Source organism: Streptomyces sp. NEAU-YJ-81, from assembly GCF_017592595.1.
GTDB lineage: Bacteria > Actinomycetota > Actinomycetes > Streptomycetales > Streptomycetaceae > Streptomyces > Streptomyces hygroscopicus_B.
The window spans coordinates 52,608-70,479 of sequence record NZ_JAGFNO010000024.1 but is presented as its reverse complement, the minus strand read 5'-3'; the positions used below and the strand labels follow the sequence as shown (position 1 = coordinate 70,479).

General features: G+C 72.9%; 14 protein-coding genes and 1 pseudogene. 8 read left to right on the top strand and 7 right to left on the bottom strand.

Annotation, left to right across the window (positions count from 1 at the left end; genetic code table 11):
* Nucleotides 1-24: 24 nt before the first annotated feature.
* From J5X86_RS36250 to hutU, 3 genes are all read right to left on the bottom strand, one after another.
* A complete protein-coding gene (locus J5X86_RS36250; protein ID WP_208520917.1) occupies nt 25-1,443 on the bottom strand; it encodes a formimidoylglutamate deiminase in 1,419 nt (472 codons plus the stop codon).
* A complete protein-coding gene (locus tag J5X86_RS36245; RefSeq protein WP_208521017.1) occupies nt 1,434-2,621 on the bottom strand; it encodes an allantoate amidohydrolase in 1,188 nt (395 codons plus the stop codon). The genes J5X86_RS36250 and J5X86_RS36245 overlap by 10 nt, the downstream gene beginning before the upstream one ends.
* Before the next feature lie 134 nt (nt 2,622-2,755).
* Nucleotides 2,756-4,414: a urocanate hydratase gene (gene hutU / locus J5X86_RS36240; RefSeq protein ID WP_208520916.1), complete on the bottom strand. Its 1,659-nt coding sequence runs from the start codon at nt 4,412-4,414 to the stop codon at nt 2,756-2,758.
* A gap of 200 nt (nt 4,415-4,614) precedes the next feature.
* On the opposite strand from hutU, the gene J5X86_RS36235 reads away from it, so the two are divergent.
* Entirely contained in the window at nt 4,615-5,631 is a 1,017-nt protein-coding gene (locus tag J5X86_RS36235; RefSeq protein ID WP_208520915.1) for an NADP-dependent oxidoreductase, read from the top strand.
* A 64-nt stretch (nt 5,632-5,695) separates the two neighbouring features.
* On the opposite strand, the gene J5X86_RS36230 is transcribed toward J5X86_RS36235, so the two are convergent.
* Nucleotides 5,696-6,637: an SDR family NAD(P)-dependent oxidoreductase gene (locus J5X86_RS36230; RefSeq protein ID WP_208520914.1), complete on the bottom strand. Its 942-nt coding sequence runs from the start codon at nt 6,635-6,637 to the stop codon at nt 5,696-5,698.
* 427 nt (nt 6,638-7,064) lie between these two features.
* Between J5X86_RS36230 and J5X86_RS36225 the strand changes: the two are divergent.
* Nucleotides 7,065-7,986, top strand: a pseudogene (locus tag J5X86_RS36225) (helix-turn-helix transcriptional regulator).
* Between the two features lie 4 nt (nt 7,987-7,990).
* Nucleotides 7,991-9,346, top strand: coding sequence for a diaminopimelate decarboxylase (locus J5X86_RS36220; protein ID WP_243982361.1), 1,356 nt, complete (start codon nt 7,991-7,993; stop codon nt 9,344-9,346).
* A gap of 25 nt (nt 9,347-9,371) precedes the next feature.
* On the opposite strand, the gene J5X86_RS36215 is transcribed toward J5X86_RS36220, so the two are convergent.
* From J5X86_RS36215 to J5X86_RS36205, 3 genes are all read right to left on the bottom strand, one after another.
* The gene (locus J5X86_RS36215) at nt 9,372-9,962 is read right to left on the bottom strand and encodes a hypothetical protein (protein ID WP_208520913.1); all 591 of its coding nucleotides are present in this window, start codon (nt 9,960-9,962) and stop codon (nt 9,372-9,374) included.
* A gap of 152 nt (nt 9,963-10,114) precedes the next feature.
* Nucleotides 10,115-11,158: a MurR/RpiR family transcriptional regulator gene (locus tag J5X86_RS36210; protein ID WP_208520912.1), complete on the bottom strand. Its 1,044-nt coding sequence runs from the start codon at nt 11,156-11,158 to the stop codon at nt 10,115-10,117.
* 31 nt (nt 11,159-11,189) lie between these two features.
* Nucleotides 11,190-12,716 carry an aromatic amino acid ammonia-lyase gene (locus J5X86_RS36205; protein ID WP_208520911.1) on the bottom strand — a complete coding sequence of 509 codons (1,527 nt, stop codon included), beginning with the start codon at nt 12,714-12,716 and terminating at the stop codon, nt 11,190-11,192.
* 160 nt (nt 12,717-12,876) lie between these two features.
* Between J5X86_RS36205 and J5X86_RS36200 the strand changes: the two genes are divergently transcribed.
* From J5X86_RS36200 to J5X86_RS36180, 5 genes are read left to right on the top strand one after another with little or no spacing between them, the layout of a single operon-like run.
* Complete coding sequence (locus J5X86_RS36200; RefSeq protein ID WP_208521015.1) at nt 12,877-14,076, top strand: ABC transporter ATP-binding protein; 1,200 nt, start codon at nt 12,877-12,879, stop codon at nt 14,074-14,076.
* Nucleotides 14,073-14,714 (top strand): ABC transporter permease, encoded by a 642-nt coding sequence (locus tag J5X86_RS36195; protein ID WP_014061241.1) that lies wholly within the window; start codon nt 14,073-14,075, stop codon nt 14,712-14,714. The genes J5X86_RS36200 and J5X86_RS36195 overlap by 4 nt, the downstream gene beginning before the upstream one ends.
* A gap of 1 nt (nt 14,715) precedes the next feature.
* Nucleotides 14,716-15,393, top strand: coding sequence for an ABC transporter permease (locus J5X86_RS36190; protein WP_208520910.1), 678 nt, complete (start codon nt 14,716-14,718; stop codon nt 15,391-15,393).
* A gap of 37 nt (nt 15,394-15,430) precedes the next feature.
* Entirely contained in the window at nt 15,431-16,369 is a 939-nt protein-coding gene (locus J5X86_RS36185) for an ABC transporter substrate-binding protein (RefSeq protein WP_208520909.1), read from the top strand.
* Between the two features lie 16 nt (nt 16,370-16,385).
* The gene (locus J5X86_RS36180) at nt 16,386-17,861 is read left to right on the top strand and encodes a cytosine permease (protein WP_208520908.1); all 1,476 of its coding nucleotides are present in this window, start codon (nt 16,386-16,388) and stop codon (nt 17,859-17,861) included.
* Nucleotides 17,862-17,872: the final 11 nt, after the last annotated feature.

Sequence of the window (17,872 nt, the reverse complement as noted above, 5' to 3'; positions counted from 1 at the left end):
TCGGCCGTTGCGGTGGCGGCCGGATCACCGCCCGTGCAGGGCTTCGATGGACTCGGCCAGCGCTTGCGGGACGCGCGGGACGAGCTGATGGGTGCCGTCCCGTACGACATGGCGGCCGCCGACCACGGTGTGCCGGACGTCCGCGTTGGTCGCCGCGAATACGGCGGTCTCGACGCCCAGCCGGGGCGGCGGCCCCGCCGTGCGCACCGAGTCCAGCGCGACCGTGGTGAGGTCGGCGAGCGCGCCCACCTCGATCCGGCCTGCCTCCGCGCCCCAGCCGAGCGCCGCGTGACCGTCCACGGTGGCGGCCCGCAGCAGCTGGGCCGCGGTCCAGTGGCCCCGGGCGCGGGTGCGCAGCCGCTCGTCGAGCTCCATGGCGCGGGCCTCCTCCAGGATGTCGATCACGGCATGGCTGTCGCTGCCCAGCGAGAGCGGTGAGCCCGCGCTCTGCAGCTCGGCGGCCGGGCCGATCCCGTCGGCGAGGTCACGCTCGGTGGTCGGGCACATACAGACACCGGTGGCGGCGTGGCCCAGCAGCCGGATGTCGCCGGGGGTGAGATGGGTGGCGTGCACGGCGGTCGTCTCCGGGCCCAGCACGCCGTGGTCGGCGAGCAGCCGGGTGGGGGTGAAGCCGTGCGCCTCCACACAGGCGTCGTTCTCGGCGGTCTGCTCGGAGAGATGGACGTGCAGGGGCGCCGTGCGCTCCTGGGCCCACCCGGCCACGGTCGCGAGCTGATCGGCGGGGACGGCCCGCACCGAGTGGATCGCCGCGCCGATGCGGGTGTTGCCGTCGCTCTTCAGCTCGGAGACCCGCTCGGCCCAGGCTTCCGCCGTGCCGTCGGAGAAGCGCAACTGATGCTCGTTGGGCTCGGCCCCGAAACCGGAGGAGAGATAGCAGGTGTCGAGCAGGGTGATCCGGATACCGGCCTCGGCCGCGGCCGCGATCAGGGCCTCCCCCATCGCGTTGTGGTTGCCGTAGCGGGCGCCGCCGGGCGCGTGGTGGAGGTAGTGGAACTCCCCCACACAGGTGATCCCGGCCATCGCCATCTCGGCGTAGACGGCGCGGGCCAGCTCGAAGTAGCTGTCCGGGGTCAGCCGGTCGGCGACCTCGTACATCACCTCGCGCCAGGTCCAGAAGGAGTCCGGCGCGCCCTTCCCCTGTCCCTCGCGCTGCCGGGCCGGCGCGCCCTTCGCCTCGGTCTCCGCCTCGCTCTCCGCCTGTACGACACCGCGCAGGGCCCGGTGGAAGGCGTGGCTGTGGGCGTTGGCCAGACCGGGGATCGTCAGACCACGGAGAGTGACGGATCCGGCGGGCGGGCGCGGACTCTCGGGCACCACCGCCGTGATCCGTCCGTTGGCCGCGGCCACGATCACCACGTCCGACCGCACGCTTCCGTCCACCCAGGCGTGCTCCGCCCAGTACGTCTGCGCCGTCAGTGACACGCCAGGCCCTCCAGTACCTCCGCGAGTGCGGCCACACCGGCGAGGCAATCGTCCTCGCCCGCCGTCTCCGCGGGTGAATGCGAGACGCCGGTGGGGTTCCTTACAAACAGCATGGCCGTAGGAACGGACGCGGACAAAATGCCGGCGTCGTGCCCGGCCCCGGTGGGGAGGATCGGGACCCCGCCGAGCAGGCCCGAGAGCTGGTCACGCAGGTCGTGGGCGAACTCGACGACCGGTGTGAACGACTCCCGGGTGACCCGCACGTCCACCCCGTCACGCTCCCCGCGCTCCAGCGCGGCACGCTCGATCTCGCCGACCACGGCGGCCAGGGTCTCCTCGTCGGCGGCGCGCGAGTCCAGCCAGCCGCGGACCAGGCTCGCAATCGCGTTGACTCCGTTCGGCTCGACGCTGACCTTGCCGAACGTCGCCAGCGCCCCGGCGATCCTGGCCTTCTTACGGGCCGCGAGGACGGTGTTGGCGTAGGTGAGCATCGGATCGCGGCGGTCCTCGATCCGGGTCGTCCCGGCGTGGTTGGCCTCGCCGTGGAAGTCGAACCGCCAGCGGCCGTGCGGCCAGATCGCGGACGCGACGCCCACGGCGTCGTCAGTGTCCGCCAGGGCACGCCCCTGCTCGATATGCAGCTCGACGAACGCGCCGATGCGGGCCAGCCGCTCCGGATCGGGGCCGATGGCGTCCGGATCGTATCCGGCGCGCTCCATCGCCTGGGGGAGGCTCAGCCCGTCAGCGTCGCGCAGCAAGTGCGCCTGGTCCGTGGTGAGCTGCCCGGCGGTCAGCCGGGAGCCTACGCAGGCCAGGCCGAACCGGGCGCCCTCCTCGTCGCCGAAGTTGACGATGGCGAGCGGTTTGGTGGGGTGCGCACCCCGTGCTCGCAGCTCGTCGAGGGCGGCGAAGGAGGAGACGACGCCCAGCGGGCCGTCGAAGGCGCCGCCGTCGGGGACGGAGTCGAGGTGGGAGCCGGTGACCACGGCGCCTTGGGCGGTGGGGTCGCCGAGCCAGGCCCATTGGTTGCCGTTGCGGTCCACCTCGTAGGTGAGGCCGCGGTTCTGGGCTTGCTCCTTGAACCACGTTCGGCAGTCGGCGTCGGCTTCCGTCCAGGCGTAGCGGCGGTAACCGTTTGTTGTTGTGTTGCGGCCGATGGGCGCCAGGTCGCGCCACATCTCGTGGAACGACGCGCCGGTGGTCGCGGGTGCGCCTGCCGCCGCCGGTCCTTCCGTTTCATGCGCGGGTGCGGCCCGGTGGTCGGGTTGTGCCCACCCGTCCCGCCCTGCGGGACGATTGCCCACAACCCGGCTCACTGCGCTTCCCTCATGGGGATCCTCACGTTCCGCTCCTCCGCCACCTCGTCCGCGCGGTCGTAGCCCGCGTCCACGTGGCGGATCACGCCCATGCCGGGGTCGTTCGTCAGCACCCGGCGGATCTTCTCGCCCGCCAGCGCGGTGCCGTCGGCGACCGTGACCTGGCCCGCGTGGATCGAGCGGCCCATGCCGACGCCGCCGCCGTGGTGAATGGAGACCCAGGACGCGCCCGAGGCCACGTTGACCATGGCGTTGAGCAGCGGCCAGTCGGCGATCGCGTCCGAGCCGTCCAGCATGGCCTCGGTCTCGCGGTACGGGGAGGCCACCGAGCCGCAGTCGAGGTGGTCGCGGCCGATCGCCAGCGGTGCGGCGAGCGTGCCGTCGGCGACCATCTCGTTGAACCGCTCGCCCGCCTTGTCGCGCTCGCCGTAGCCGAGCCAGCAGATCCGGGCGGGCAGCCCCTGGAAGTGGACCCGCTCCCCCGCCATCTTGATCCAGCGGGCCAGCGACTCGTTCTCCGGGAAGAGCTCCAGCATCGCCTTGTCCGTGGCCGCGATGTCCCTCGCGTCGCCGGACAGGGCTGCCCAGCGGAAGGGGCCCTTGCCCTCGCAGAAGAGCGGCCGGATGTAGGCGGGCACGAAGCCGGGGAAGGCGAAGGCGCGGTCGTAGCCCGCGAGCTGGGCCTCGCCGCGGATCGAGTTGCCGTAGTCGAAGACCTCGGCGCCCGCGTCCATGAAGCCGACCATGGCCTCCACGTGGCGGGCCATCGCCTCGCGCGCCCGCTGGGTGAAGTCGGCGGGCTTCTCGGCGGCGTACGACGCCATCTCGTCGAAGTCCACGCCGATCGGCAGATACGCCAGCGGGTCGTGGGCGCTGGTCTGGTCGGTGACGATGTCGATCGGGGCGTTCATCGCGAGGAGCTGCGGGACCAGCTCGGCCGCGTTCCCCAGCACGCCGATCGACAGGGGGCGCCGGGCGTCGCGCGCCTCGGTGGCCAGCCGCAGGGCGTGGTCCAGGCTGTCGGCGCGGACGTCCAGGTAGCGGTGCTCGATACGGCGCTCGATGGCGCGCGGGTCGCAGTCGATGCAGATCGCGACGCCGTCGTTCATGGTGACCGCCAGCGGCTGGGCGCCGCCCATGCCGCCGAGGCCCGCGGTGAGGGTGATCGTCCCGGCCAGGGTGCCGTTGAACTTCTTCGCGGCGACCGCGGCGAAGGTCTCGTAGGTGCCCTGGAGGATGCCCTGGGTGCCGATGTAGATCCAGGAGCCCGCGGTCATCTGGCCGTACATGGTCAGGCCCAGCGCCTCCAGGCGGCGGAACTCCTCCCAGTTGGCCCAGTCGCCGACCAGGTTGGAGTTGGCGATCAGCACCCGCGGCGCCCATTCGTGCGTCTGCATGACGCCCACCGGGCGGCCCGACTGGACCAGCATCGTCTCGTCCTGCTTGAGCGTGCGCAGGGTGCGGACCATGGCGTCGAAAGAGCGCCAGTCGCGGGCCGCCTTACCGGTGCCGCCGTAGACGACGAGCTTGTCGGGGTGCTCGGCGACCTCCGGGTCGAGGTTGTTCTGCAGCATCCGCAGGGCGGCTTCCTGCTGCCACCCCCGAGTGCTGAGCTCTGCACCACGCGGCGCCCGTACGGGTCGCGGTCCTGTCATGGGGCCAAGCCTCCCTGCCATCGATTGGATCGAGTTATTCACATCTTGATGCCGATGAATATGACTAGTCAATACCACGGAGCTGCGCATACACCCGGGTGGTTCAGCGGCGCGGGCTCGCGGTGGCACGAACGGCACGGTCCGGCCCTCCGGGGTAGCGTCACCGGGAGGTGTCCGCTCCGCCCGCCGAGGAGCCCTGCGTGTCCCTTCCCGCCACCCACCGCGAGGTCCGTCTGGCGGCCCTGCCCGAAGGGGCGCTCACCCCCGGTCACTTCGAGGTCGTCACCGCTCCCGTCCCCACCCCCGGCCCCGGACAGGTGCTGGTGCGCAACCGGCTGATGAGCGTCTCCGCCGTGATGCGCCCGCTCACGCGCGCCGACCCCGCCACCCTCGGCCTTCCCCGGCTGCTACACAAGGCCGGCGAGGTGATGCGGGGCCCGGCCCTCGGGGAAGTGATCAGCTCGCCCGGCACGGAACTCGCCCCCGGGACCCTCGTCCGCCACCGCGCGGGCTGGCGCGAATACGCGCTGCTCGACGCCGCGCAGGCGTCGCCCGTCGACCCCGAGGCGCTGCCGGACCCCGCCGCCCATCTGTCACAGGGATTCGCCGCCTGGCTGGGCGTGGTGCGCGGGGCTGAGGTGCGGGGCGGCGACACGGTGTTCGTCACCGGCGCGGCGGGCGGCGTGGGCTCCCTGGCCGGGCAGTTCGCCCGGCTGCACGGGGCCGAACGAGTCATCGGCTCCACCGGCTCCCGCCACAAGGCCGACCGGCTGACGCGGGAGCTGGGCTACGACGCGGTCGTCCTCCGGGGCGCCGGGCCGATCGAGGAGCAGCTCCGCGCGGTCGCCCCCGACGGCATCGACGTCCTCTTCGACACCGTCGGCGGCGAACAGCTCCGGGCCGCCCTGGCGCTGGCCCGCCGCAACGCCCGTTTCGCCCTGGTCGGCGCGCTGGCCGCGCAGCTCTCGGACGACGCGTCGGCCCCGACCGGGATCAGCACGCCGGCCCTCATCGCCCGGGGCGTCACGCTGCGCGGCATCAGCGCGATGGACCACCAGGACGCCATGCCCGCCTACATGCGCGAGTTCGGCCGGGCGCTGCGCGAGGGCGCCCTCACGTATCCGTACACCCGGCTGACGGGGATCGGCCAAGCGCCGCGCGCGCTCTGCGAGTTGGTGGCGGGCCGTCACCTCGGGGCGGTGCTGGTGGAGCTGTAGACCTGGGTGGTGTGCTGGGGCTGGTAGCCCTCGGGGCGGTGCTGGTGGGGGTTGTCGAGCGCGGTCAGTCCGAGGCCAGGAGCCGCTCCGACGTCGCCCAGAGGCGGTCGGCGCCCTCCGGGTCGAGGGCGTACGGGGCGACCCCCGCCATCATGGCGATGAGGTCCTCGGGGCGGCGGCTCACCGGCTCGGCCTCGGCGCAGTCCGCGAAGTAGCGCCCGCCGACGCCCTCCAGCAGTGGCGAGGCGGCCAGCAGCACCGAGGTGGCCGCCCCCTGCTCCGGGGTCTTCCACACCATCGCCGGGGCCGTGATGTTCCCGACGTGGCGCTGCAGATTGGTCCGGATGCCCCCGGGGCTGAGGGCGTTGGCCGTGATGCCGTCGCCCGCCCAGCGCGCGTGGGCGCCGACCGCGAAGAGCACGTTCGCGGTCTTGGACTGCCCGTACGCCTGCATCGGTTCGTACGGCCGGTAGTCGAAGTGGAGGTCGTCGAAGACGACCGGTGAGCGCAGATGCGCGGCCGAGCTGACCGAGACGATCCGCGCGGCCCCGGCCGCCGCCAGGGCGCCGTGCAGGCCACGCGCCAGCGCGAAGTGGCCGAGGTGGTTGACGGTGAACTGCCGGTCCCAGCCCTCGGGCGTACGTCCCTCGGGCAGGGCCATGACGCCCGCGTTGTTCACCAGGATGTCCAGCGGCCCGTCCCACCCGTCGGCGAACGCGGCGACCGAGACCCGGTCGGCCAGGTCCAGCGGTGCGACCTGCAGCCGCTTGTTGCCGGTGGTGGCGGTGATGTCCTCGGCCACCCGGGCCCCGGCCTCGAGGTTCCGCACCGCGAGGGTCACCTCGGCCCCCGCCCCGGCCAGCGCCCGCGCGGTCTCGATACCGATGCCGGAGGCGGCCCCGGTGACCACCGCGCGCTTGCCCGACAGGTCGATGCCGTCGACCACCTCGGCGGCGGTGGAACGGGCGCCGAAAGGTGTCGTGATGCGTGTTTCGTTACGGTCCATGCTCCTAGCGTCACCCCGCCCACCACCCCCAGCCAGGCCCCACGCATCCTGGGAGTCACAGGGACAGGCTCCAGATCGCGCCACCGCCCCCACGACCACGCGGGCCGCCCCTACGGCCACGCGGGCCGCGCCCGCGCCCCGGACGGCACGGGGCCCTCTTCGGCACGCCGGGGAGGGCAGCCGCCCGCCCGCCGCGATCAACCGGGCTCACGGCTGATCGCTTGCCCCGGGAGCGACAGGCACGGGCCCCGCCCGCGCCGGGCGCCCCACCCTCACCTACGACCTCATGCCGGACGACGGACGGGCCGCTCCCGGTGAGGAGGGGCCGCGCCCCTCCCCACCGCCCGCCGGTCCAGCCCGCCGCACAGCCGGATCCCGGGAGTCACAGGGACAGGCTCAGATCGCGCCGGGCGCCTAGCGTGGAGGTATGGCGGAGAGCGCGAATCGGCTGGGCGAGTATCTGCGGGCGCGCCGCGAGCTGGTGCGGCCCGAGGACGTCGGGCTGCCTGCCGTGGGGCGGCGCCGGGTGCCGGGGCTGCGCCGCGAGGAGCTCGCGCTCCTCGCGGGCATCAGCAGCGACTACTACCTGCGGCTGGAGCAGGGCCGCGACCGCCACCCCTCCGAGCAGGTGCTCGACGCCCTGGCCCGCGTGCTGCGGCTCGACGACGACGCCACCGCCCATCTGCACCGGCTGGCCCGCCCCGCGCCCCGCCGCCGTCGTCCGCGGCGGCCGGAGCGGGTGCCCGCCGGGATCCAGCAGCTCGTGCTGTCCTGGACGCGGAACCCAGCCTTCGTCCAGAGCCGCTATATGGACATCCTCTTCGCCAATCCGCTGGCCATCGCCCTCTCCCCGCTCTGCAGGCCCGGCGTGAACGTCGTCCGCGCGCTCTTCCTCGACCCGGAGATCCGCGAGGCGCACGGCAGCGAGGCCGCCACCGCCGGTGTCGTGGCCGGCCTGCGCGCGCTCGTCGGCCCCGATGTCGACGATCCGCCCCTCGCCGAGCTGGTGGGTGAGCTGTCGGTCAGGAGCGAGCGGTTCCGGCGGCTGTGGGCCCGCCATGACGTCAAGCCCAAGGCCGGCGCCGGTACGTCCACCTTCCAGCACCCGCAGATCGGCCCGATCCGAGCTGAGCTACGAGAAGCTGGCCGTCACCGGCACCGAGGGCCAGCTCCTGGTGGTCTACCACGCCGCCCCGGGCAGCCCCGCCGAACAGGCCCTGGCGCTGCTGTCGGGGCTCGCGGCCGACGCCGGGCAAGGCCCGCGGAGCAACCCCGGGAGCAGCCCCCGGAGCGGCCCCGGGAGCGACCCGGGGCAGTTGGTCCGCAGCCGTCCCCGGATGGTTGGCTGAGGTCATGACTTCGAAACCGGTGGCGATGGCCGCCCGGCGCGAACGGGCCGTTCGGGCCGCCGTGGAGCAGAGGCTGCTGGGCCCGGATCAGCCCGTCGTCGGGCTGCTGGACGTGGCCGGGATCCGTGCCGCCGCCGCCGAACTGCGCGCGGCCTTCGAGGAGGTCGTCACGCCCGGCACCCCCGTCCTGCACGCCTTCGCGGTCAAGGCCGCCGCGCTCGTCCCGGTCCTGCGGCTGCTGGCCGACGAGGGCCTGGGCTGCGAGGTGGCCAGCCCCGGCGAACTGGCGCTGGCCCGCGCGGCGGGGGTGACGCCCGACCGGATCGTCCTGGACTCCCCCGCCAAGACCCCGGCCGAGCTGCGCGAGGCCCTTGACCTGGGCATCGCCGTCAACGCCGACAACCCACAGGAGCTGGACCGGCTCGGTGCGCTGGTGGGGCACCGCGCGGACCCGCCCGCACCCCTGGGCCTGCGGATCAACCCGCAGGTGGGCGGCGGCAGCATCAACGCGATGAGCACGGCCACCGCGACCTCCAAGTTCGGCGTCGCCCTCCAGGACCCCGGGGCGCGCGAGTGGGTCATCCGCGCCTTCGCCGAGCGCCCCTGGCTGACCCGGCTGCACGCACACGTCGGCTCCCAGGGCTGTCCGCTGGAGCTGATGGCGGCGGGCATACGGGCGGCCTACGAACTGGCCGAAGAGATCAACGAGGCGGTCGGCCGACAGCAGATCGACGCCCTCGACATCGGCGGCGGCCTCCCGGTGAACTTCGCCTCCGACGAGATCACCCCCAGCTACCGGGAGTACGCACAGTTGCTGCGGACCACCGTGCCGGGCCTCTTCGACGGGCGGTACAAGCTGGTCACCGAGTTCGGACGGTCCCTCCTGGCCAAGTCCGGCCTGGTGCTGGCGCGGGTCGAGTACGCGAAGTCCGCGGGCGGCCGCCCGATCGCGGTCACCCACGCGGGCGCCCAGCTCGCCACCCGTACGGTCTTCGCCCCCGATGCCTGGCCGCTGCGCGTCCTGGCCTACGACGCGGAGGGCCGCCCCAAGGCGGAGACCGGCGACGGCCAGGTCCCCCAGGACATCGCCGGTCCCTGCTGTTTCGCGGGCGACCTGGTCGCACGAGACCGGCCCCTGCCGAAGCTGGCGGCGGGCGACCTGGTCGGCCTGCTGGACACGGGCGCGTACTACTTCTCCAACCACTTCGCGTACAACAGCCTGCCCCGCCCCGGGATCTACGGCTTCGACGCCACCGGCGACCAGGTGCGCTTCGCGACGGTGCGGGAGCCGCAGACGGTGGACGAGATCGTGGTCGAGAGCGGCGCGGCGCATGCGCTGGGGCTCAGCCGACTCCGGTAGCCCTCCGCGCTGCGCCCGCGACCTCTCAGCGCGTGGCCGCCGCCACGGTCCGCGAGGAGCGGCGCGCGCCGCCCGGGCCCGCGTCCCCGGCCACGATCCCCGTCGTCTGGTACGCATCCACCGTCTTGCCCGCGGGTCGCCCGCCGGAGACCCGCTCGGTGCGTACCCACAGCAGCGCATCGTTCGCGCGCTCCCAGCGGCCCAGCCACAGCGCCTTGGCCCACAGCCCGGCGCCGAGCCCCGCCATCAGCATCCCGCCCGCCGCCGGAACGGCGAAGGACGAGCCCATCGCGGCGAGGAAGGCCAACAGCAGCCACCACCGCAGGGCGCGTCGGCGCGTCCGTACGGTCACCGCGCGGTCCTGGAGGAAGACCGACTTGCTCGCGCGCGAGGCGCCGCGCGCCAACTCCAGATACCGCTTCCTACGCGCCGTGAACACCACGACCGCCGCGATCAGGAAGAGCGCCGCCCCCGCGAGCACTCCGATCCGGCGCCCGGTCAGCCCCGGCACCAGCGCTCCGATTCCCGCGGCCAGCACACCGGGCCACCACAGCCACCCCGCAGGGGCCCTCACGACCACCGCCACCCGTGCCAGCGCATACGCCCCGCGCCCCACGACCGACCTCCCTCACCCTGGCGAATCCCTGATGAAATCCCTGTCGAATCGAGGAATCTAGCCAGGATGCCTGAGAATTGGGTGAGAGGGACGGGGTCGGGACACACAGCGGCCCGGAAATCCCGCGCGCCCCGAGAGCCTTGGGCCGCCGCTCACTCCACGAACAGGCCCCGCTCCGCCGCCTTCGCGTCGAACTCCTCCAGCCGCGACTGCGCATCCGGCAGCGCGTCGCACATCGCCTCCAGCAGCACCCGCCCCAGCAGCATCGGCGCACACGCGGTGTCGAAGGCCAGGCCCGTACCGACCGCCGCGGGCAGCAGCAGATCGCTGTGGCGGGCGATCGGGGCGAAGGCGCTGTCGGCGACGGCGACCACGGTCAGGCCCGCCTCCTGGGCGTACTCCAGACCCTCCACGACCTCCCGCGGATGCCGCGGCAGCGCGAAGCACAGCAGTGCCGTGGCGCCCGCGCGCTTCGCCGCGTCGACGCGGTCGGCGAGCATCGTGCCGCCCTCGTCGAGCAGCCGGACGTCCGGATGGACCTTGCGCGCGAAGTAGGTGAAGCCGCGCGCCTGCGCGGAGGCGGCGCGCAGCCCGAGGACCAGCAGTGGGCGGGAGTCGGCGAGCAGCCGGCCGGCGCGGACGACGGGGGCCGGGTCGGCCAGCAGCGCGGCGAGATGGCGCAGATTGTCGATCTCGGACTGCACGGCCTGCTGGTACTCGTTGTACGACCCCTCGTCCGCCTCCGGCTCGGCGGGGGCGACATCGCGCAGATGCTTGCGCAGCGCCGGATAGCCGTCGAAGCCGAGGGCGACCGCGAAGCGGGTCACGGACGGCTGGCTGACGCCCGCGAGTTCGGCCAGCTCGACGCTGGAGAGGAACGGCGCGTCCGCGGCCCGCCGCACCATGCAGTGGGCGATCCGCCGCTGGGTCGGGGTCAGCCGGTGGCCCTCGAAGAGCGCCTGCAGCCGAGCGGCGGTCGAAGCACCGGAAGCGGTCGAGGCACCGGAAGCGGCCGAGGCACCGGAAGCGGCCGACGCGACCGAACCCGTCGTAGCGACCGCGCCACCCGCGCCACCCGCACCGGCCGAGCCCCCCGCGCCCACCGGCACCCCCGCCGACGCCACCGCGGCATCCTCGCCCGCCGGCGCCATCCGAGCACCGCTCACCCCGTCGCTCACCCCATTGTCCGTACTCATCGCGTCCTCCTGACCCTCGTACCCTCGTCCCTCATACCCCTGCCAGCCGGTCGAGCAGACGCGCGGCCACCGCCACATCCTCCGTCAACGGCCGGTCCTCCATCCGGGGATCGAGCACTTCCGACGCCATGGCGAAGGCGACACCGGCCGGGAGTTCCGGGTCCGGTTCCAGACCGCGCTGGCGCAACGCCCGTACGGCCGCGACCAGTTCACAGCCCAGCACCAGCCGGTAGTGATCGGCGACCCGGAGCGTCTGGCGGGCGCCGAGCGAGGCGAAGCTGGCCTGTTCCTCGACACCGCGGGAGAGTACGGCATGGCCCAGCGAGGCGGGGTGGGAGACCGCGCGCATCTCGCCGAGGGCCGCCCCCGCCGCGTATTCGAGGATCATCACGCCCGAGCTCGCGGGCGCGGCGTCGCCGAGGAAGGGGCGCAGCCGGGTGAAGTCCGGTTCGCTGAGCGCGGCGAGCCGGGCCGTGGAGAGCCGGGCGGTCTGCAGTGCGGCGAGCCGGAAGGCGTCCAGGGCGAGGGCGGCGTGCGCGGCGTAGAAGTTGCCGTGGTGGTAGGCGGCCTCGTCGGCGGAGCTGATCAGCGGGTTCTCGGTGGCCGCGTTGAAGTCGACGGTCAGCACCCGCTCCAGCGACTCCGCCGCGTCCAGCGCCGGTCCGTGGATCTGCGGCAGACAGCGGAAGCCGTACGGGTCCTGGATGCGCCCGAGCGGCGGGGTGGGCCGGGCCGGGGCGCCGAGCAGCGCGCGCATCCGGGCGGCGGCCGCGACGGAGCCGGGGTGCGGCCGGGCGGCGTGCACGGGTTCGGCGTACGCCTCGTACGACCCGCCGACCGCGATCAGCGAGAGCGCGGCCACCGAGAGCGAGGCGGACAGCAGCCGCTGCAGCTCGGCGAGGGCGAGCGCGGACTGGCCGAGGGTGAGGGCGTTGCTGCTGATGAGCGCGAGGGCGTCGTTGCTGTCGAGCACGATGGGGTCGGGGGCGCGGCGCCCCGGGGCGGCCTCGGTGAGGTCCCAGGGGTGCTCGCCGACGAGCGCGAGACCGGTCTGGGCGAGCGCGGCGAGGTCTCCGGTGCCGACCGCGCCGTATTCGTTGATCACCGGGTGGGCGCCGCTGTCGAGCCCCTCGACGAGCGCGGTGACGACGGCGGGACGCAGCCCGGCACCGCCCGCCAGTAGCTGATTGGCGCGGACGGTCATCATGGCGCGCACCTCGCGCGCGGGCAGCGGTGCGCCGATCGCGCCGGCGTGGCTGCGCAGCAGCCGCAGCCCGTGGTCGGAGTCGGCCGGGCCGACGTCCTCGGTACGGTTGGCGCCCACGCCGGTGCTCCGGCCGTAGACGCGGCCGGTGGCGGCCAGCCGGTCCGCGGTCTCCCAGGCGCGCTCGGCCAGGGCGAGCGCGGTCGGGTCGGGCGCTGTGGGCCGGCTGATGCGATCGGCCAAGCGGGCGATATCGACGACGCGTAGGCTCCGGCCGTCCAATGTGATCCGCTGAGCTGTGCCGCCTGTGCCGTCGGCCGCCGCGGCATCAGTATCCAGCATGTGAGACAACATCCAGGGCAACCCCTCTCGAAACGCCCATTCCGGGCCAGCCGCCAGGCACTTCGTCCACATCGCGAGCAGAAGTAACCGGTGATTAACGCAGACCTCTTGACTTCTATTCACTCGACTATGACTGTGCATGACTATATGCAGACAGGGCAAGGGGAAGCGGATGATCAGCTTCAAGGACGTCAGTAAGCACTACCCGAACGGCACCACCGCGGTGGACCGCCTCAGCCTCGAACTCCCGGAAGGGGGCATCACCGTTCTCGTCGGCTCGTCGGGCTGCGGCAAGACCACCACCCTCCGCATGGTCAACCGCATGGTCGAACCGAGCAGCGGCACGGTGAGCGTGGCCGGGCGTGATGTCCTCGCGGCGGACGCCGCCGAGCTGCGGCGCGGAATCGGCTATGTGATCCAGCAGGCCGGGCTCTTCCCGCACCGCACGATCCTCGACAACATCGCCACCGTCCCGCTGCTGCTGGGCTGGGGCCGCCGCAAAGCGCGGGCCCGCGCCGCCGAGCTGCTGGAGCTGGTCGGGCTGCCCACCGACTCCGGCAAGCGCTATCCGCACCAGCTCTCGGGCGGTCAGCAGCAGCGCGTCGGGGTCGCCCGCGCGCTGGCCGCCGATCCGCCGGTGCTGCTGATGGACGAGCCGTTCGGGGCGGTCGACCCGGTCGTACGGACCCAGCTCCAGAACGAGCTGCTGCGGCTGCAGAGCGAGCTGCGCAAGACGGTCGTCTTCGTCACCCACGACATCGACGAGGCGGTACGGCTCGGCGACCGCATCGCGATCTTCCGCACCGGCGGCCATCTCGTCCAGTGCGCGCCCCCCGCCGAGCTGCTGGCGAGCCCCGCCGACGACTTCGTGGCGGGCTTCCTGGGCGCCGAGCGCGGGCTGAAGCTGCTCTCCCTGTCCACCCTCGCGGAGCTGCCGCAGGAACCCGCCCCCGCCGATGGGGACCGCTGGCGGCTGGTCACCTCCGAGCGCGGTGAGCCGCTGGGCTGGCGCGACACCGAGGGGCCGGAAGGCGACCGGGCCCCGCTGCTGCCGGTGCGGGCGCTGCGGGACGGCGATTCGCTGCTCACCGCCCTGGACGAGTCGCTGGCGTCCCCCGCCGGTCTGGTGGCCCGCGTGGACGCCGACGGCGTCCTGACCGGGGTCACCGGGCGCGAGCGAATACACGAGTTCGCGGGGCGCCGCCACGCGGAGGCGGGCCGCGCGGCTGCCCTCAAGAACGCCACGGAAGCCGCCGGGGCCTCTGAGACCGCCGAAGCCCCCGAAGCAGTCAAGACCCGCGGCGAGACCGACGACGAGGGCACCCAGGGCTCCGGCGACACCCCGGCCTCCGACCCGAGCGTGACCGCATGACCGTCGACTGGGGCTGGTTCCCCGATCATCAAAGCGACCTGGTCACGCTCACCCTCGACCACCTCTCCACCGCCGTCCCCGCCGTCCTCTTCGGTCTGCTGATCGCGCTGCCGCTGGCCGTGATCGCCCACCGGGTGCGGGCGCTGCGCGGACTCCTGCTCGGGCTCTCGAACATCCTGTTCACGATCCCCTCCATCGCGATCTTCGTCCTGCTGCTGCCGGTCACCGGCCTCACCCGCACCACCGCCATCACCGGCCTGACCGTCTACACCCTGGTCGTGCTGCTCCGGAACACCGTCGAGGGGCTCGACAGCGTCCCCACCAAGGTCCGCGAGGCATCCACCGCGATGGGCGCCCGCCCGCTGCGCACCCTGCTCACCGTCGAGCTGCCGCTCGCCTTCCCGGTGATCATGGCGGGCGTACGGGTCGCCACGGTGATGGCGATATCCCTGGTCAGCGTGGCCAGCTACATCGGGTACGGCGGTCTCGGCCAGCTGTTCACCGACGGCTTCCAGCGCAACTACCCCACCCCCGTCGTGGCCGGGGTCCTTCTGTCCCTGCTGCTCGCGCTGGTCGCGGACGCCGTGCTGGTCACCATCCAGTGGCTGTGCACCCCGTGGCTGAGGAGGCGTGCCTGACATGATCGAACTGCTGAAGGACCTCCTCCGCTGGCTCACCAGCGGCTCCCAGTGGTCCGGAACCGACGGCATCGCGACCCGCCTTCTGGAACACCTCCAGTACTCCCTGCTGGCCACCCTGGTCGCCGCCGCCATCGCCCTCCCGGTCGGACTGCTCATCGGGCACACCGGGCGCGGCGCGTTCATCGCCATCAACCTCTCCGGCTTCGGGCGGGCGCTGCCCACCGTCGGCCTGGTCACCCTGGTCTTCCTGGCCAGCGGGCTGAGCATGTGGCCGGTGTACATCTCGCTGGTCGCCCTCGCGGTCCCGGTGATCGTCACCAATACGTACGCGGGCATGGCCGCCGTCGACCCCGAGGTCCGGGACGCGGCGCGGGGCCAGGGCATGCGCTGGTACCAGGTGCTGTTCCAGGTCGAGCTGCCCCTCGCGCTCCCGCTGATCATGACCGGGCTGCGGCTGGCCTGCGTCCAGGTCGTGGCCACCGCCACCATCGCCGCGTACGTCAGCTTCGGCGGGCTCGGCCGCTACGTCTTCGACGGGCTCGCCCAGCGCGATCTGGTGCAGGTGCTGGGCGGGGCGGTGCTGGTCGGCGTGCTGGCCATCGCCCTGGACCTGGCGCTGGCCGGAGTGCAACGCCTGCTGTTCCGCAACCGCCCCCCGCGCGCCCACGCGCACTGACGTCACCGACTCACTCCGGATCCGAGGAGAGCACCCCATGAACCGCAGGAAACTGCTCGGCGGCCTGCTCGCCGGCGCCTCCGTACCCGCGCTGGCCGCCTGTAGCGGCGGCGTCACCTCGCTCAAGGGCGACGGCGGCAGCGGTGGGTCGGGCGGCGGCAGCAGCCTGGGCGGCCTGGTCATCGGCACCGCCAACTTCACCGAGAACCAGCTCCTGGGCTATCTCTACGCCGAGGCGCTGAAGGGCGCGGGCATCAAGACGAGCGTGCGGCCCAACCTCGGCTCGCGCGAGATCGTCATCCCCGCCCTCCAGCAGGGCGATATCGATCTGCTCCCCGAGTACCAGGGCAATCTGCTGCTCCACTTCGACGACAAGGCCCCCCAGACCGAGGCCGGCGACCTCCAGAACGCCCTCACCGTCGCCCTCCCCAGCGGCCTGGAGGCCCTGTCGTACGCGGCGGCCGAGGACAAGGACGTCTTCTGCGTCACCCATGAGGCCGCGCAGAAGCACGGTCTGCGCAGCTTCGCCGACCTGGCCAAGCAGAACGGCAAGCTGATCTTCGGCGGCCCGGCCGAGGACAAGAACCGCGTGGTCGGCCTGGTGGGCCTCAAGGACCGCTACGGCGTGACCTTCAAGGAGTTCAAGGCCCTCGACGCCTCCGGCCCGCTGGTCAAGGGCGCGTTGAAGAAGGGCGATGTCGACGTCGCCAACCTCTTCTCCACCGACCCCGACATCGAGGCCAATGACTGGGTGATCCTCGCCGACCCCAAGGCCCTCATCCCCGCCCAGCACATCGTGCCCGTCGTCCGCTCCGCCAAGGCCGACGCCAAGGTCCGCAAGGCCCTGGCCCGCCTGGGCGGCGCCCTCACCACCCAGGAACTGGCCCGTCTCAACAAGCTGGTGAGCAACGACAAGAAGGACCCGGACCGGGTCGCCGCCGACTGGGCGGCCAAGAACGGCCTCACCAAGAAATAGCGGCAGGAGCACCCTTATGCCCGACTCTCTCGACTCCCCCGGCTCCCGCGACTCGCTCGACGCCCTCGACTCTCTCGTCGAGAAGCGCTCGATCGACGTCGTCCCGGACGCGGAGCGCCATGGCACCGCCTTCAGCCAGTTCACCCTGTGGCTCGGCGCGAACCTCCAGATCACCGCCGTGGTGACCGGCGCGCTGGCCGTCGTCTTCGGCGCGGGCGCCTTCTGGTCGATCATCGCCCTGCTGCTCGGCAACCTGCTCGGTGGAGCCGTCATGGCGCTCCACTCGGCCCAGGGGCCCCGGCTCGGCCTCCCCCAGATGATCTCCTCCCGGGCCCAGTTCGGGGTCCGGGGCGCGATCGTCCCGCTGCTGCTGGTCATCGTCATGTACGTGGGCTTCTTCGCCAGCGGCAGCGTGCTGGCGGGCCAGGCGGTCGGCGAACTCACCCATCTCGGCGACACCACCGGGATCATCCTCTTCGCCCTCATCACCGGCGTGGCGGCCGCCGTGGGCTACCGCCTGATCCACACCCTGGGCCGGATCGCGGGCGTCGTCTGCGCCCTGGCCTTCGTCTACCTGGGCATCCGGCTGCTGGACCGCACCGACCTGGCCACCCTCCTCCACGACCGGACCTTCGACTTCCCGCTCTTCCTCCTCGCGGTGTCGCTGTCCGCCTCCTGGCAGCTCGCCTTCGGCCCGTACGTCGCCGACTACTCCCGCTACCTGCCGCGCACCACCTCCCCCAAGGCCACCTTCTCCTGGACCCTGGCCGGCACCGTCCTCGGCTCGCAGTGGTCCATGACCTTCGGCGCCCTCGCGGCCGCCGCGGCCGGCCACGCCTTCGTCGGCAACGAGGTCTCCTACATCGTCGGCCTCGGCGGCGGCGCGGCCGTGATCACCTCACTGCTCTACTTCGTCATCGCCCTCGGCAAGCTGACGATCAACGTCCTGAACACCTACGGCGGCTTCATGTCGATGGTGACCAGCATCAGCGGCTTCCGCGGCAACGCCACCCTCTCCCCGCGCGGCCGGGCCGCCTATATCGCCGGGATCATGGTCGCGGGCACGGCGGTCGCGCTGCTCGGCAAGGACAGCTTCCTGTCCTCCTTCAAGGACTTCCTGCTGTTCCTGCTGACCTTCTTCACCCCGTGGAGCGCGATCAACCTCGTCGACTACTACGCCATCGCCAAGGAGCGCTACGACATCCCCGCCCTCAGCGACCCCCACGGCCGCTACGGCGCCTGGCGCTGGAAGGCCCTGTCCACCTACGCCGTGGGCGTCCTGGCCCAACTCCCCTTCCTCGCCACCCACTTCTACACCGGCCCCTTCGTCGCCCCGCTGGGCGGCGCGGACATCTCCTGGCTCGTCGGCCTCGCCATCCCCGCCGCCCTCTACTGGCTCCTGGCCCACCGCGACACCGCCCACGTCCCCGACCACATGATCCTCGCCCCGGAGCCGTCCCCCGACCGCCCGTACGCCACCGAACCCGGGTGAGCCGGACCGGC